Source organism: Butyrivibrio sp. AE2005, assembly GCF_000686965.1.
Taxonomy (GTDB): domain Bacteria; phylum Bacillota; class Clostridia; order Lachnospirales; family Lachnospiraceae; genus Butyrivibrio; species Butyrivibrio hungatei_A.
This window is the reverse complement of the sequence record NZ_JMMD01000018.1, coordinates 1-14,956: the sequence shown is the minus strand read 5'-3', so window position 1 is coordinate 14,956 and position 14,956 is coordinate 1. Positions and strand designations below refer to the sequence as shown.

Annotated in this window: 15 protein-coding genes; 3 read left to right on the top strand and 12 right to left on the bottom strand. The window is 39.2% G+C overall.

From position 1 onward, the window contains the following. Nucleotides 1-47 precede the first annotated feature (47 nt). The 4 genes from DL92_RS0112100 to DL92_RS0112085 form a co-directional block, all read right to left on the bottom strand. Entirely contained in the window at nt 48-317 is a 270-nt protein-coding gene (locus DL92_RS0112100) for a hypothetical protein (RefSeq protein ID WP_026656126.1), read from the bottom strand. An 81-nt stretch (nt 318-398) separates the two neighbouring features. Further along, nucleotides 399-1,415 (bottom strand): UDP-glucose 4-epimerase GalE, encoded by a 1,017-nt coding sequence (gene galE / locus DL92_RS0112095; RefSeq protein WP_026667862.1) that lies wholly within the window; start codon nt 1,413-1,415, stop codon nt 399-401. Between the two features lie 40 nt (nt 1,416-1,455). Beyond that, the gene (locus DL92_RS0112090) at nt 1,456-2,685 is read right to left on the bottom strand and encodes a UTP--glucose-1-phosphate uridylyltransferase (RefSeq protein WP_026667861.1); all 1,230 of its coding nucleotides are present in this window, start codon (nt 2,683-2,685) and stop codon (nt 1,456-1,458) included. 79 nt (nt 2,686-2,764) lie between these two features. After that, nucleotides 2,765-4,504: a GH25 family lysozyme gene (locus DL92_RS0112085; RefSeq protein ID WP_026667860.1), complete on the bottom strand. Its 1,740-nt coding sequence runs from the start codon at nt 4,502-4,504 to the stop codon at nt 2,765-2,767. A 422-nt stretch (nt 4,505-4,926) separates the two neighbouring features. On the opposite strand from DL92_RS0112085, the gene DL92_RS0112080 reads away from it, so the two are divergent. The 3 genes from DL92_RS0112080 (at nt 4,927) to DL92_RS0112070 (ending at nt 9,366) form a co-directional block, all read left to right on the top strand. Beyond that, nucleotides 4,927-6,672 (top strand): S41 family peptidase, encoded by a 1,746-nt coding sequence (locus DL92_RS0112080; RefSeq protein ID WP_026667859.1) that lies wholly within the window; start codon nt 4,927-4,929, stop codon nt 6,670-6,672. Between the two features lie 29 nt (nt 6,673-6,701). Next, nucleotides 6,702-8,339, top strand: coding sequence for a hypothetical protein (locus DL92_RS0112075; protein ID WP_026667858.1), 1,638 nt, complete (start codon nt 6,702-6,704; stop codon nt 8,337-8,339). Between the two features lie 88 nt (nt 8,340-8,427). After that, entirely contained in the window at nt 8,428-9,366 is a 939-nt protein-coding gene (locus tag DL92_RS0112070; protein WP_026667857.1) for an alpha/beta fold hydrolase, read from the top strand. A gap of 101 nt (nt 9,367-9,467) precedes the next feature. On the opposite strand, the gene DL92_RS0112065 is transcribed toward DL92_RS0112070, so the two are convergent. From DL92_RS0112065 to DL92_RS21275, 8 genes are all read right to left on the bottom strand, one after another. Further along, a complete protein-coding gene (locus DL92_RS0112065; RefSeq protein WP_026667856.1) occupies nt 9,468-10,205 on the bottom strand; it encodes a hypothetical protein in 738 nt (245 codons plus the stop codon). A 250-nt stretch (nt 10,206-10,455) separates the two neighbouring features. Then, entirely contained in the window at nt 10,456-10,818 is a 363-nt protein-coding gene (locus DL92_RS0112060) for an RHS repeat domain-containing protein (RefSeq protein WP_026667855.1), read from the bottom strand. Nucleotides 10,819-10,913: 95 nt separating this feature from the next. Next, nucleotides 10,914-11,117, bottom strand: a complete 204-nt coding sequence (locus DL92_RS0112055; protein WP_026667854.1) for a hypothetical protein — start codon at nt 11,115-11,117, stop codon at nt 10,914-10,916. Between the two features lie 6 nt (nt 11,118-11,123). Beyond that, complete coding sequence (locus DL92_RS0112050) at nt 11,124-11,849, bottom strand: hypothetical protein (RefSeq protein WP_026656138.1); 726 nt, start codon at nt 11,847-11,849, stop codon at nt 11,124-11,126. Nucleotides 11,850-11,864: 15 nt separating this feature from the next. Then, nucleotides 11,865-13,034 (bottom strand): RHS repeat domain-containing protein, encoded by a 1,170-nt coding sequence (locus DL92_RS0112045; RefSeq protein ID WP_026667853.1) that lies wholly within the window; start codon nt 13,032-13,034, stop codon nt 11,865-11,867. Nucleotides 13,035-13,227: 193 nt separating this feature from the next. After that, a complete protein-coding gene (locus DL92_RS0112040) occupies nt 13,228-13,593 on the bottom strand; it encodes a hypothetical protein (protein WP_026656140.1) in 366 nt (121 codons plus the stop codon). 85 nt (nt 13,594-13,678) lie between these two features. Beyond that, the gene (locus DL92_RS0112035) at nt 13,679-14,119 is read right to left on the bottom strand and encodes a hypothetical protein (protein ID WP_026667852.1); all 441 of its coding nucleotides are present in this window, start codon (nt 14,117-14,119) and stop codon (nt 13,679-13,681) included. A gap of 2 nt (nt 14,120-14,121) precedes the next feature. Beyond that, the coding region (locus DL92_RS21275) for an RHS repeat-associated core domain-containing protein (protein WP_034469076.1) at nt 14,122-14,956 on the bottom strand (835 nt) is incomplete at its 5' end.

Genomic DNA, 14,956 nt, shown 5'->3' with positions numbered 1-14,956 from the left:
TGTGTCGAAATTGTGTTTATTTTATTATAAAAAAATAACGTAAATTTTTAATAGTCTTCTTCGATAACTTGTATCTCCATGTAATCAAACTCAATCTGCTCCACAAAGGCGTCTTTGTTGAATCGACACTTTGAATGGATCTGGAAATCTTTTACTATATTATCAAGCCAAATAGGTTTGGAAAGGTCCATTTCATAACATGCCTTCTCAATGGCATTCATTACTTTATGTGTTCTTGTATCGTTTGATTCGTCGCAAACGACCATATCTTTTATAAGGTGGTTGTCTTCCACCAATCTTACCCAAAGTCTAAACATCTTATCTCCTGCTATTCCGATAGTAAAAACCGGTCGCATGTTCCCTACAGAGCATACGACCGACATATTTTTACATCTTAATTATTCATCATATCCGTTAGGATTCTGACTCTGCCATTTCCATGAATCCGCACACATCTCTTTTATTCCATACTGCGCGTGCCAGCCAAGCTCTTTTGCCGCTTTATCCGCATTAGAATAACACGTAGCAATATCACCTGCGCGTCTGGGCTTGATCTCATAAGGGATCTTAACTCCCGTTGCTTCCTCAAAGTTCTTGACTATATCAAGAACGCTGTATCCGACACCTGTGCCAAGATTATAGATATTAAGTCCGCTTCCGGGCTCAAATTTCTTAAGCGCCTTAACATGTCCGAGTGCAAGATCCACAACGTGGATGTAATCGCGCACACCGGTTCCGTCATGCGTATCATAATCGTTACCGAATACATTGAGCTGAGGGAGCTTTCCTACAGCAACCTGTGTGATGTAAGGCATAAGGTTGTTAGGGATTCCGTTCGGATTCTCTCCCATTGTTCCGCTCTTGTGTGCTCCGATAGGATTGAAGTAACGAAGAAGAACAACGTTCCACTCGTTATCAGCCTTATAAATATCGGAAAGTACCTGCTCAAGCATTGATTTGGTCCATCCGTAAGGGTTTGTGCATGTTCCCTTAGGGCACTCCTCAGTGATAGGAACAAAAGCGGGATCTCCGTATACAGTCGCCGATGACGAGAAGATTATGTTCTTGCAGTTATGCTTTCTCATAACATCAACAAGTGTAAGTGTTCCCGAGATATTGTTCTCGTAGTATTCCCAAGGTTTCTCAACAGATTCTCCAACTGCCTTAAGTCCTGCAAAATGGATAACTCCGTCAATTTTTTCTTTTGAAAAGATCTCTTCAAGACCTTCGCGGTCTCTGATATCTGTCTCGTAGAAAGGTACTTTCTTGCCTGTGATCGCTTCAATTCTTCCGATTACTTTTTTGCTCGCATTGGCAAGGTTGTCCATTACGACAACATCGTATCCGGCGTTCTGAAGTTCAACAACAGTGTGAGAGCCGATGTAACCTGCTCCTCCTGTCACCAGTATAGTCATATTACTACCTTCTTTCTGTCATTAAAATTTCTGCGTATGATCAAAGCTCGATTCCGTTCTTCTTGCAAAGTTCTCTTGCAGACTCTACAGAATCAACACCTGTCTTGTTCTTGATAGGTGCAAACTCGTGCTCTCTTACTACCTCATAAGGAAGGCATGTATCAAGCATGTGGATCATATCAAGAACGAGCTGCTCAAACTTGCATCCGTTAGGAGTCTCGGGCTTAACAAGATTAGCATTTTCGTCTATGTAAGGAATCTTCTTCTCAACAACGTGAAGCGGAAGTTCCTTCTGAGCGATTTCATAGAGAGCTTTCTCATTGAACATATAATTGAGAATAACTCCGTAGTTGTAAGCAGGATCGCCATTCTCGTCCTTGGCATCCATCATCTCCTGTGAAAGCTCGTAGTACTCTACGATTGAAGGCTTGCCATCTTCGAGACACATAACGCCTACCTTTTCATCGGGAGCGTTCTTCCTTACAACCTTGGCTCCGCAAGAAACCTTAGCTGCAACTGTAGCTCCTACAAAGCAAGGATCTGCAATTCTCTGAAGAACGTTGTCTACTGCAAAAATGTCTATCCATTCGATGCCCTCTTTTACAATGACATCACGAAGACCTGCTTTAAGAAGTGATGAATACCAGCCGGCGTTACCATTGGGAGAAGTTGAGATTCTTGACTTGCTCTCCATGTATACCTTTCCGTCATAATCGGATGCCGGTGCCATCTCCTGCTTAAAGAATATGATCTTATCTTCAGGATAACCGAAGAAGTTTTTCTCCTTAAGGAAATTAACAGTAGCATCATTATTCTTTTCACTAGTCATAATGAAAAGACGGATGTATGTGCCATCTGCCTGCTTAACTGTATCAAGAAGGTTCTCGATTATTCTCTGGAAGATATAAACAGGCTTGGTTATACCGATATCATACATTCCTTTCGGATTGTCGGATCCAAGTCTTGTTCCCATTCCACCTGCAAGAAGAACTGCGGCAACTTTGCCTGCCTTGATCGTCTCAACGCCAAGCTTAGTAAACTCGTCTTTCCTCTTCTCGATCTCTGATACCTGAAGAGCCGCCAAAGGTGCAAACTCTCCTCTTGCGTCAGCATGTCCAAGATTCTTACAATTAGCAAGTACCGCAAAATCCGTGTCCTCAACCTGCGCAAGAAGCTCCTGCTTCTCAGAATCGCTAAGTTCGGAATAATACTTAAGTACATGCTCCTGTCCGTACTTCTGTAATTTCTCTTTTGCTTCTTCGATGTTCATTTTTAAATTTCCCTCCGTTTATAAACATTTTTGGACGCTCCGCGCTTTTGCACTGAGCGTCCAACCCCTCATTATTATATTAATTAGCCGGTGCCGCGGGAGCTGTCTGTGCTGAAGCAGCGGGTGTTGAGGCTCCTGTTGATGCAGCCGCACCTGCGTCAGGTGCCGGAGCCGGAAGTGGTGTTCCGGGTGTCCAACCTGCAGGATCTGCAAGGAGACCGTTCTTATCAAATGTGCATGACACATTCTCAAGTACTGCAGTTGTCTTTACAAGCATCTTACCTGTGTTGCCGTCAAAGTAACGCCATCCGTCAGGCTGCTGAACCCATCCTACAGTTCTGTGTCCGTCCTTAGGCTCAAGATAGTATACTCCGTCAGGAAGTGAAGCCATTCCTACAACCATCTTACCGTCTGCACCGAAGTAATATCTCTGTCCTTCGATATCGCTCCATCCTGTAACCATTTTTCCGTCAGGTCCGAAGTAATATCTTCCTGTAGCAATCTCTCCTGACCAACCTGTCTGCATTACGCCTTCAGGATTGAAGAGGTAGTTAGCCTTTTCAATAGTCTGATTACCTGTAACCGCAACATGATCCTGGTTAAAGAAGAACTTCTGTCCCTGCTCGTTTGAATACCATCCCTTGATAGCTGCGCCGTCTGAACCAAACATATACTTGCCTGTCTCAAGTGCAACCATACCGGTCTGCATTACACCCTGAGGATTGAACATGTAGAGCTTATCTCCAACCTGCGTAAGACCTGTGTGCATCTTATACTCATCATCAAAGTAGTGAACGCCGTCTTCAAGAGGTACAAGACCTTTCTGGCATACACCGTCTGCATTTGCGTAGTAAACAGTTCCTCCGAGGTTGAGAAGTCCTGTTCTCTTTACGCCTGCTTCATCAAAGTAATAGCGCTTGCCTTCGATATCGGCAAATCCTGTCTTGGCAAGTCCGCCTGCTGTAGGATCGAGATAATAGATTCCGCTCTCGTCCTGGAACCAGCCTGTCTGGATATATCCGTTAGGATCGGCATGGTATTTCTTGTTTTCAAGATTAATCCATCCGAACTGCTTACGGAAGTTGTGATAATAGAATGTATGTCCGCCCCAGCTGTTAAAACCTTCAGGAATAATTCTTGTGAAATAATCCGAGTAAAGGTGATCGACATCAACTCTTCCTGGAATTCCGGGATATGTTGCATGGCTGCTTGACTGCCACATTACGTAATCGCCCGGATAATCACAGGCAACGTCGTACTGTGCAACCCACTTAGGTGCAGATACTGAAGGCATCCTCTGCATGAACCAGTTTCTGTTTGCATATACCAATGTCTCATATCCTGCGCCACTGAGAATATTGCAGAATGTATCTGCAATAGCCTGAAGCTGTGCAGCATTAAGACCTTTCTGAACGTTATCTTCTATATCAATCGCAACCGGAAATGTTACCGCATAAGGTGCAATCCACGCAAGAACCTGATTTGCCTCCACAGCTGCTGCCTCCGGAGTTGTTGCATAAGAATAGATATAAATACCTGTTCTGATACCTGCCGCATTTGCTCCATTTATATTATTTACGAACTGTTCATCCAGTCCCTTTTTCATTGTTCCCACACGTATCATGGCGAATCTGATACCTGCTGCCTTAACCTGTTGCCAATTGATTCCACCCTGAAACTTGGATACGTCGATACCTGTAGCCAATTCAGGCCCTACCGCACGTGCACTCGCACTTACGCCGGCAATAGGAGTAAAGAATAAGGCAGCTGACATACCGACAGCCCCCAGTGATGTAACAATCTTCGAAACTTTTCTCATTATAATACCTCGCTCCCATTTTTTTATCGCATTAAATCACACACTTAACGTTCTCATTATATTAGTAAACGTTTGCGTAGGTCAATGGAGAATTGGCATATTTACACTTTATTAACAACTTACCTGAAACTAACGGTATCAGAACAGTTCCGATACGTAAAAAAGTTTTTTCAGCGAAATGTTGACAACACAGTTTTCATATGTTACTATGCCCATCGTAGTACTACAGTCGTACCATGACAGGCATAGCATATGTCGATACTCTTTTATCGAAATATCGCAACAAAAGAGATATGGCATAAAAAACAAAGCATTTAAGGCAACATAGCGGCTATGCATTCTTTTGATATTGCTGATAGTATTTATTTCATCAGCAATAGAACTACTAACCGGAAAATGACATATAGGAAAGGATTGTAACAATGAAGACATTACTCGGCTCCCTTTACCAGGTCATATACACCATGGACAAAACTCACCTTATCTGGTTCGCAGTTTTTGCACTGATCGCATTGACCCTCGGAATACTCCATACCCGAATAAAGGGCGATGAAAACAAACTCAAGTTGTGGAAAAAAGCAAGCTTTGTCCCAATATTTCTCGCTTTGATCCACATTATTATTTATGTTATTGCCGGCAAAGAAAGCATTATTTCTTTCCTCCCAATCTACGCATTGGCTCTTATGACACTGATAGCTACTTTATTGGGAAAAAGAAAAATCGGTTACAAAGTAGTTACCGTCATTACCTTCCTTCTTTCAATTGCCTGCTTTATAGCATTATTATTCATGCTTCCGTCAAATACATATAACTTTTCAGAAAGGAGTTATACAGAATCATTTCACCTGATGGCTCAGGCAATGGATAAAACATACATATTAAAAGAATGGAAAGATGTAGATTTTTCAGCACTTGAAAAAAAATATATGCCTATGGTTGAAGAAGCTGAAAACGAAAAGAATCTGACCAAATACTACGACGCGGTGAAGATGTTCTGTAACGAGCTTCATGATGGGCACGTAGGTGTAGAACTTGATTCGAATGAAGAAACCAACAATTCCATATTTAAAAATAACGAATATGGCCTTTGTATGGTTCATCTTGATAACGATGAAGTTATTGCAGTAAACACCCTTCCCGAAGTCAACCAACTTGGGATTGAAGACGGAACCGTTATTACAAAGTGGGACGGTAAGCCGATCAAAGCTGCTGCCGAAAGTATCCCTGACATGGGCGTCCCGGTAAAAGAAAATGCTGAATTCCTTTCATATATTTATTTATCAGCTTACGGGAATGAAACAGTCGACGTATCTTTCATTAATAAAGAAGGCACCGAGCAGACTGTTTCTCTGCAAAATATCGGAGAAAACACAACCTGTATAAAAACACTTACAACATACTCACACAGGCCGAATGCTAAATCAATTGAAGAAGCCTTACCGTGGTTTAACGAAAACTTTAGCACAAAAATGCTTACCGACAATGTAGGATACCTGCGTTTAAACAGTGAAATGCTCTCTGTTCAATCGATCGAACCCGGTGACATATTCGGTATGCTCACCGGCAATCACAAGGAATCCAAAGAAATATTCCGTAAAGGACTTACCGAACTCAAGGCTCAGGGCATGGAATACCTTGTTATAGATCTCAGAGGAAATACGGGTGGCTTAGACGAAATAGGCTGTGCACTTGCAAGTCTCCTCACAAATGATTACTACTTCGGTCAGGGACTCGGTATTCGCAAGAACGGAAAATACATCGATGTTTCTCCCGATCATGCTGTACATGGAACAGGCGAATTTGCTGACATTAAAGCAGTTGCTCTCACAAATTATGCATGTGTAAGCGCAGGAGACGGAACATCGCTTTATCTTTCAAAGCTTCCAAATGTAACCCTTGCAGGAATCACCAATCCCAATGGTTCAAACCAGGCTGTAGGCGGAGCAATAACTCTGGCAAATGACAAAATCAAGGTCAGTTATCCGGTCAGCCTTATCTTGAACGAAAATGACGAGCCCAATATTGATGTAAAGGCAGACCGCATCAGCCGTAACCCTGTAGAGGTTCACATTCCTTTTGATAAAAACGCCGCACTTGAAATATTCCACACCGGCGAGGATTACGAACTTAATTGGGCTATAAATTACCTTACCCAAAGCAATACTTAGTTTTACCCGACATAAGAAAAGAGACAGCAATGAATTACTTGAAGAATTATTTTAAGACAATATATCAGAGAATTAAGAGCATGTGTTTATGGGAAATAGCAGCGATGATACTTTTTACGGTTAATCTCTCAAGTATCTTCTACTTTAACCTTTCAGATCTTCGCCTTTCGCTGGATCCCGATTTTGCAACCGTTGTATATCATCTTAGAGAGATTGTAAATAAAGGAAGTCTCATACTTCCGAACTGGGTAGCAACCACCAGCATGGAGTTTGACTCCACTCTCATATTTGCAGTTCCGTTTTTTGCGATTACAGGCAATGAGTTTTTGTCTGTAGGCTTATCCGATCTTTTGATCGTTTTCATATATATTTACGCAATATGGAACATTTTAATGGCGCTCCATGTGCGGATTGGCGTTAGATTTCTTTCGCTTGCCGTCATCATAACACCTTATAACTATGACTGGCTTGATTACTTCAAGATGCTGTTCTTTGCGCACGCCAATTACAGCATTAAGGCTCTTGTTCCGATCATGCTTGTGCTATGCCTTATAGCATTTGATGATGGTGAGTTCGCCGATTGTTTCAGCAAGAGAAAAAGAATCATATTCTTATTTACATATCTGTCACTGCTTTTTGTGACATGCGCTTCTACAGGAATTTACACAATTGTCTGCGGAGTCACACCAATCTTTTTTGCATCTCTGTTCTCTTTGTGGAAAAAGAGATATCCCTTCAAGGAAAGTGTGGTTCCGGTCTGGGCAATGACAGGCATCTTTGCCTCAATAGGTGTGTTTACCTATAACCTGATCTACACAGGTCATTCTCCCGACACATCCCCGGTAAAGATATCAGAGTTTTGGGATAACCTGAAGTACGTTTTTGCAGGAGTTTTCCAGGCCTTTGGTATTATGGGACACGAAACTGTTCCTGTATTTTCCAAGATGTGGTTTTTCATCTTGCTAAAAACACTTTTTGTTTTATTGATCTTTATTGTCACAGCGCTCGTCATCTATAAATGGATCCGCGGCGCCGCAAACTATAACTATTATTTACCGTTCTTCTCGGTAATTTTGTTTAACATGCTCATTTTGATCGTTGGTGATATGCGCGCCGGCAATGACTTCATTCCTTACAGATACCTTTTTGTGGGAATACCGATTCTTTTGACCGGAATGGGAATCATGCTCAACAGATACCTCGCAACTCACCAAAACAAGCAATCCATGCCTGTAATGGCTCTTATAATGCTCGCTTGTGCATATATGCTTGTCGGCAACTTCAAAGTAGCAAACGACAACCTCATGGACAAAGATTATATCGTTGATATGACCGACTATTTTGATACGCTCGACGTAGAAACCGTCTTTATTGCCGATGACAAGGACACTGCGCTCATGTGCAAGGCCGTTGACGACAGCAAAAAATATGCCTGCTACGACAGCGAAAACGAGAGCATCACACTAGAGATCAACTACTACCGTGATGAAAAGAATTTTAATTATTACGGGGATAAAAATGTGATCGCTATTCCAAACTTCAATAAGTTAACCGATTACGTCTCCGAAGACATTGCAAACGAATACGAATATGTCGGCGAAACGAGATGGCTTGCATGCTATAAATCCGACACCAATTATTTCAAACAGGAAAATAAGAACAGTTAAACATTCACCACAATGAATCAGTATATTTAAGACAAGATATAGTGTATTTGAAACAAGGACCCCCCCTTTTAGATAAGTGAGGTATACTATGAAAAAATTTTTAAAGATACTCGGAAGAATCTTTTCAGTTATTTTAATAATTGCCCTGCTTTTTATAACAGGTGCATTTATATACCACCGCATAGAGCTCAAAAAAGAAGAAGCGATATGGCAGAATCCTCCCGGACAGTATGTCGAAGTGGACGGCCACAAAATGCACATCTACACGGAAGGCGAAGGCGACCACACAATCGTACTTATGTCAGGCTGGGGCGACACAAGTCCATACGTCAATTTTCTTCCTCTTTGCAAAGACTTAAGCACCGATGCAAAAGTGGTTATCATTGAACGATTCGGCTACGGCTTAAGCGACGTTGTAAAAGAAGAAAGAACCTTCGATAAGATCGTCGAAAATGACAGAGAATGCCTTTCCAAAGCCGGCATAGAAGGCCCCTTCGTATTATGTCCTCATTCAATCGCAGGAGTTGAAGCAACTCTCTGGGCTCAGAAATATCCCGCGGAAGTAGAGGGAATCGTTGGAATGGATATATCAATCCCCGGTTTGGACGATCAATATAAGGAAGAGTTTGACGCCGCCAAAAAGCAATTTCCAATTATGAGATGCCTTATTGATTCAGGAATTATGCGAGTTCTGAGCGGACATTCAGATGAAGCCGATGAGCTTGCTAAAATGGAAACTGCCATTGGATACAGAAACGACGTAAATAACTGCAAGCTGGACGAAGGCTTAAATTGCATAGAAGCCCTACATGAAATCAGTAGCAATCCTCTCCCTACAGCTCCGACAATCCAGTACATCTCGGCACAGACTACCGAACTCTCTCCCGGCTGGCTTGAAGGCCATCAGGCCCTCGTAGATTCTTCCTCCAACGGAAAGCTTGTTAAACTCAACTGTGCACACTATGTATATAAATTTGAAGAAAAAAGAATCGCGAAAGATATAAAAGAGTTTTTGAAAGCACTATAATATTAGAAGGGACTTCGTTTTAGATGATCAACCATCTGAACGAAGTCCCTTTTTTTAAATAGAGCATTAGTCTATAATACATTATTCAAATAAAAAAACCCTTATTTATCATTTTGTTTTTCTCTTATCAATTCTACGAATTTTTTTATACCTTCTTTTTGATATGGTGTAAGCTTTTTCATTCGTATTATTTCTTCGCCATTTGTAATCTCATATTCATCATTATCTAAAGTCAAATCAAACTTATCATCGCCAACTGTAGAAATTTTCCGCTGTGATATAACAGTATTATATTCAAAAATCCTTCCATCCTCTGTATATGCTACTTTTATTGCACTAACCAAAATAATAGTTGCAAACATTATTAAATCAAATACCAGTAGATACTTCCAATAAGCAATATTAACTTTTTTATCAATAAGAAACAGATAAACAATCATAATAACGTTATTCAACAAATGAATACCAATAGCTACAATTCTCAATTTTTCATATTTATAAAATATTTCAACTCCTAAACTATCCCCAAAAATCATAATATAAAAAGTCAGCAATACAATCAAAAGTGCAGAAACAATTATCCCAAAACAATGTTCATTAATTATAATAGTTGGAATATCTAAAAGCTCTTGCCATGACTCTTTAAAAGTATCAGGTGTATAAACAAATAATCCAAATAGCACCAGTCCCCCTAACGCTTTCGATAATATATTTGCATTTCGACTTTCTTTTGCAGAGCAAACTTTTTTTGTACAGTTCTGCACAAAAGTAACCAATGCTATACAGGGCCCCCATAGAACAACACAAAAATTTATTATAATGCTCCAAAAAATTACCATAAACGCTCTCCTCAATACAAAAGTATTAATGAAATCAAAAACATTATTGGATGTCAAAATTTAAATGAATCCATTTTCCCACCCTAATATTGAAGTAGCCCAAGAGTCTCTATACTCTCGGGCTTTTTATCTCCAGTCTGACTATACTAAATATCTGTACAATATAATTTTGAATAATATCAGAGCATCCATTAACTCCAAATAATGCTCGTTCAAAGTCAACAACTAAACTTCCGTTATTGGAAAATATTTATTTAACGCTATACAAATTTTTTGCATCGTCAGCAGAAACTGTTTCTACAACACGTTTAAGTTCGTCATACTTATAGCTCGTCTTTACTCCGTCAGGATCTGTTATTGTAGCAACGTTTCCTCTGTCATCGTAAGTAAAGTTTGACCCTATTCCTCTATCGTCATAAACTGCTTTTATGTTTCCGTCACTGTATGCAAAAATGCTGGCATTCCCTCCGGGAGCAGCAATCTCTTTTATCGTGCCGTTTTTGTTATAAAAATATTTGTATGTATCGTCTCTTGGTCCTTTTACGGTATGAAGCTTTCCATCTACCCTATAGGTAATGCTGGTCTTATTTCCAAGCGCATCAATAATCTGCATATTTTACTTATTCAAGCTATACAACCACATACTTTGAATGCGACAAATAAGTAATACGCTACATACCTCAAAGTTCCAATTTCTGTTCAAGCAAATCAATTGCTATCACCTATAGTTTGGCTACTCTCTTTTAGCTTTTTAATTCTGATTATTACAAGAATAGCCTCAAAAGTAACAAAAACACAAAACAAAGCTCCTATCAAAATCTCTCCAAAATATAGAAACATTACTCCTATGAATAATGAAATTATTGCTTCTACCATCATACTAATAATTAGTTTTTTTACTTTTGACTCCAATATTTTTTACTCCTTTATTATATCCTTAAATCCTTTTACTCCGTTCTCCTGATATGGTAATAGTTTAGTCATTCTTACTTCCTCATCACCATTTGTTACTATAAATTCATCCCCATTCTCTATGATGTCTATTTTTTTCCCATTATATGTAAATATTTTTATCTGTCTAATTATATTGTTATATTCAAAGAACTGCCCCTCCTTTTCATATCCCACTCTAAACGCATCAAGCACAACAATAGATACCATCAATATATAATTTGATAATAATAACCATCGCCAACAATCATAATCAATGTCTGTGTTCGCATTACTCACCCAAAGAAAAACAATCACCAATATACTGTCTATTATATGCATAGCAATTGCTAACCATCTAACAATCCTGTATCTGTAAAAAGCTTTCATGTTTCTCTTATTTACGATTATGTAATAAAAACAAAGCCACATTACTATAAATGCTAATGCTACTATCCCAAACGCATCTCTCATACTTGCATCATTTGAAATATCTAATATTTGCCGCCACGTTCCAATATACATATCGGGATCCCAAAAGAAAATACCATATAGCATAAGTACTCCTAGCACTTTTGCTAATATATTTGCTTCTTTTTTATCTTTTACAGAACTCGCCTTAGTTGCACAATTCTGTAAAAAAATAGTAAGTATAATGCACGGTGCAACTATTATAATACCTATATTTACTACAAGAGTCCAAAATACAGTCATTTCTCAACCTCACAATCAACCTTCACAGTTATTCTTGTCATCTATTATATTATCAATAATCCACCCAGCTGCTTCCGACAAAATCCCAATATTTTTAGTATCATGAATCGCATACCATAAGAGTTGCTCACTTGCGCTAGGATTAGCACTATTAAAAACATCTGATATCCAATCTCCTGGACCTGATATTAAAGCTTGAGCTATACCTGATAAAGTCGCCTTACCTAGTACTTTTTTAACAGAGATGCTCTCGCCATTCTCTATACTTGTTATTGCATCAGCAACAGTACTACCAGTCGCACCTCCCAAAAAGTTACCCTTAGCACCACCAATTTTACTTGTAACTTTACAGTTAATATATGTTGAAAAGAATCCAGAGCTAAATGAATTACCTTTAACTGCACTTATCGTTCCTCCAACCGTTGCAGTTAAAATATCTTTATGTTCCATTATAGCAGTGCTTACAGTTCCTAACGTTGTTACTCCACCAGAAACAACCGCCCCTACTCCTGAAGCGACTGCTCCACCTATCATCGCTCCAGCAAGAGTATTACCTGCAGCTTTTATTAGATTTGCATGTTCTCCCTTCTTCCAATCAGAAATAATAGATGCATCACACGCTATTCCTGCCCCAACCGCAGCACCACAACAAGCTAATACCGGAAGCGAAATTGGTGCAGTAGCTGTCAAAGCTATTCCTACGCCTATAGCCCCTACAGTAGCTGCTACTGCACCTACAGTTACAGCTGCCACTCCTAATCCATCATTTATATCAAAATCTTTTAATTTAAGCCATTTTCCGTTATTATCAACAAAATCTATGGGACTATTTTCACAATATAGAAATTTGTTCAATGTGCTGGCAGAAGTTAGCAATCCTGGAAATTGATCTTCACCAACAAATCTACCATTATCAGTGCTGTAGAATCTTGCCTGTGCAAACTTAAGCCCCGATACTTCATCTTCCTGATAGCCTGTAAAAGCAAATGGCTGAATTATATTGCCCTGTTTTGTGTATGCATGCTTCGAGTTATTGTTTCTTATATTGCCTGTAAACGGATCTATATTTCTTCCAAAGTCATCGAATGCATATGATGATACAACTGCTCCGTCAGTACCTGTCATGTACATCGGTGATCCAAGTTCATCCTGGATATAATAGAAGTTATTTCCTGACTTTGACATAGAAATTACATTGTTGTCATAAACAAATCTCTCTGTCTCACCATTTACCGTTCTCTCAAGAAGGTTATAGTAATCCTTCGAAAGATTTCAAAAAACTCTATTCTTTCTTCCGGTCTTACAAATGCTAATAGCGGAATCCCCCGATAACTTCGTTATATGCCGTAAGTTATCAGGGGATTTTTATCTTATCTGATCATCCTTCTATCACAATACCATTTCTCTTTAGTTCATCATACAAAGCACTCATATCCTCAAATATAGCAATTTGTATAGGAACTTCTCTGTCTCTGGTCACAAAAACAAATTTACCATCCATAAAGAAGCACTGATTAATGTCGCTATACTTAATTGTCTTGAAATATAATCCGGCATGTATCACAAACCTGTCCTCTTTAACCACTATCGAGCTCTTAATAATCAAGTTAAGAAAAAGCCCCATAGCTGCTACTACTAAAAGAAACGTAACGACATTTATTATAGCTTCAAAAACGTTTTTTCCTGCAAGCGCTCTGAATAATCTTGGTGAGCATGCCGCTGCGGAAGCAAACGTTGCAGCCATTATTCTATTAAGATTGCCATTTTTGCGGCCTTTAATTTTTATTTTTCCATTATGTCGCTTTTATATAAAGTCATACATACTTATTTCACATTACTTTAAACTGATCTAGCATCAACATAGCCGCAAAAAGCATCGAAACTAGCGTTGCAATCACCAAGACAATCAGTATTATCCCATAACCAAACTTAGCAGCTTTGTTGTCCGTTTGCCCTATGTGGCGCATAAAACTTATAGCTTCAACAATACACAATAAAGCAAATGTTACAAGCAACCATATATTATGATTGAATTTTTCAATTTCTCCAGTCAAATATAAGACCAACAACACCATGACACTAATATGAGCATATAATTCAATTATCACTGCAGATAAATCAAATTCCTCATTTTCTTTAAAGGGATTAAGTAGGAGCTTCAGTTTAGGTGATACAACAACTTTATAAAATGAAACATTATTAATTTTTTTATTATTCATAACCCAGCACATATAATAAAGCCAGATAATTACCGCAAATACTATCTTCATGGTTATTCTCCACAACTGTTAAAATTTTGAATTATTCGCCTTGGTATATCATATAATTTTTCGTCCGTTAATAAATCAGATGCTGTATATCTTGCACCTTCAAACCCTACTGCTCGTGCAAAGCCTTTACCAACCTCATCACCTATCCATCTAACGCATTCTTTTGCCCATGCGCCTTTAGCACCAACACCAATCTTATTCCATCCCCATTGATTTCCAGCAAATTTCATTGCTTCATTACTTGATCCAGCTCTAGTTCCTACTATTCCACCAATAATACCATTAATCAGCACCCCTGATGCACTTATTTCTTCACCATTAACTGCCTGTGTAACAGCATATGAAGTACTATTAATTATTGCATTTCCAGCAAAAAGCATTCCCGGATTAGCTGTTACACAACTTAATGCTCCTGATAAGGCACCACTTGCCCCTGCAATAAGTGTTTGATTCAAATTAAAATCAGAGAAACCTTTATGTTCAATAACTTGAGCAACAACATCTACTCCCATGGATATAGTTCCAGATGCAAGCGCAGTTGCACACACAAATCCAACTGCTCCAGGTGCAAGAACAGTTCCCGCCACCAATCCAGTAACAACTGCAGTTGTAACAGCAACTTTTGCAACAGTTCCCTTATTTTCATCCCACCATTTTTCAGTAGTATGTGCAACACTTTTAGCAGTAGAACTAATTTTTTCTACTCCATTTTCAATATTGCTTGCAGCATCAGTTATCCACTTAGGCAAATTTCCATCATTATCAACAAGATTAATCGGATTCCCCCAACAATAGCCATAGTGATTCAGCGTAAACGGACTAATAATAAATCCTTTT

Bases quoted from the DNA above. Each gene is read 5' to 3' on its own strand.
- DL92_RS0112100 (WP_026656126.1), bottom strand. From the start codon at position 317: ATGTTTAGACTTTGGGTAAGATTGGTGGAAGACAACCACCTTATAAAA.
- galE (WP_026667862.1), bottom strand. From the start codon at position 1,415: ATGACTATACTGGTGACAGGAGGAGCAGGTTACATCGGCTCTCACACT.
- DL92_RS0112090 (WP_026667861.1), bottom strand. From the start codon at position 2,685: ATGAACATCGAAGAAGCAAAAGAGAAATTACAGAAGTACGGACAGGAG.
- DL92_RS0112085 (WP_026667860.1), bottom strand. From the start codon at position 4,504: ATGAGAAAAGTTTCGAAGATTGTTACATCACTGGGGGCTGTCGGTATG.
- DL92_RS0112080 (WP_026667859.1), top strand. From the start codon at position 4,927: ATGAAGACATTACTCGGCTCCCTTTACCAGGTCATATACACCATGGAC.
- DL92_RS0112075 (WP_026667858.1), top strand. From the start codon at position 6,702: ATGAATTACTTGAAGAATTATTTTAAGACAATATATCAGAGAATTAAG.
- DL92_RS0112070 (WP_026667857.1), top strand. From the start codon at position 8,428: ATGAAAAAATTTTTAAAGATACTCGGAAGAATCTTTTCAGTTATTTTA.
- DL92_RS0112065 (WP_026667856.1), bottom strand. From the start codon at position 10,205: ATGGTAATTTTTTGGAGCATTATAATAAATTTTTGTGTTGTTCTATGG.
- DL92_RS0112060 (WP_026667855.1), bottom strand. From the start codon at position 10,818: ATGCAGATTATTGATGCGCTTGGAAATAAGACCAGCATTACCTATAGG.
- DL92_RS0112050 (WP_026656138.1), bottom strand. From the start codon at position 11,849: ATGACTGTATTTTGGACTCTTGTAGTAAATATAGGTATTATAATAGTT.
- DL92_RS0112045 (WP_026667853.1), bottom strand. From the start codon at position 13,034: ATGTCAAAGTCAGGAAATAACTTCTATTATATCCAGGATGAACTTGGA.
- DL92_RS0112040 (WP_026656140.1), bottom strand. From the start codon at position 13,593: ATGGCTGCAACGTTTGCTTCCGCAGCGGCATGCTCACCAAGATTATTC.
- DL92_RS0112035 (WP_026667852.1), bottom strand. From the start codon at position 14,119: ATGAAGATAGTATTTGCGGTAATTATCTGGCTTTATTATATGTGCTGG.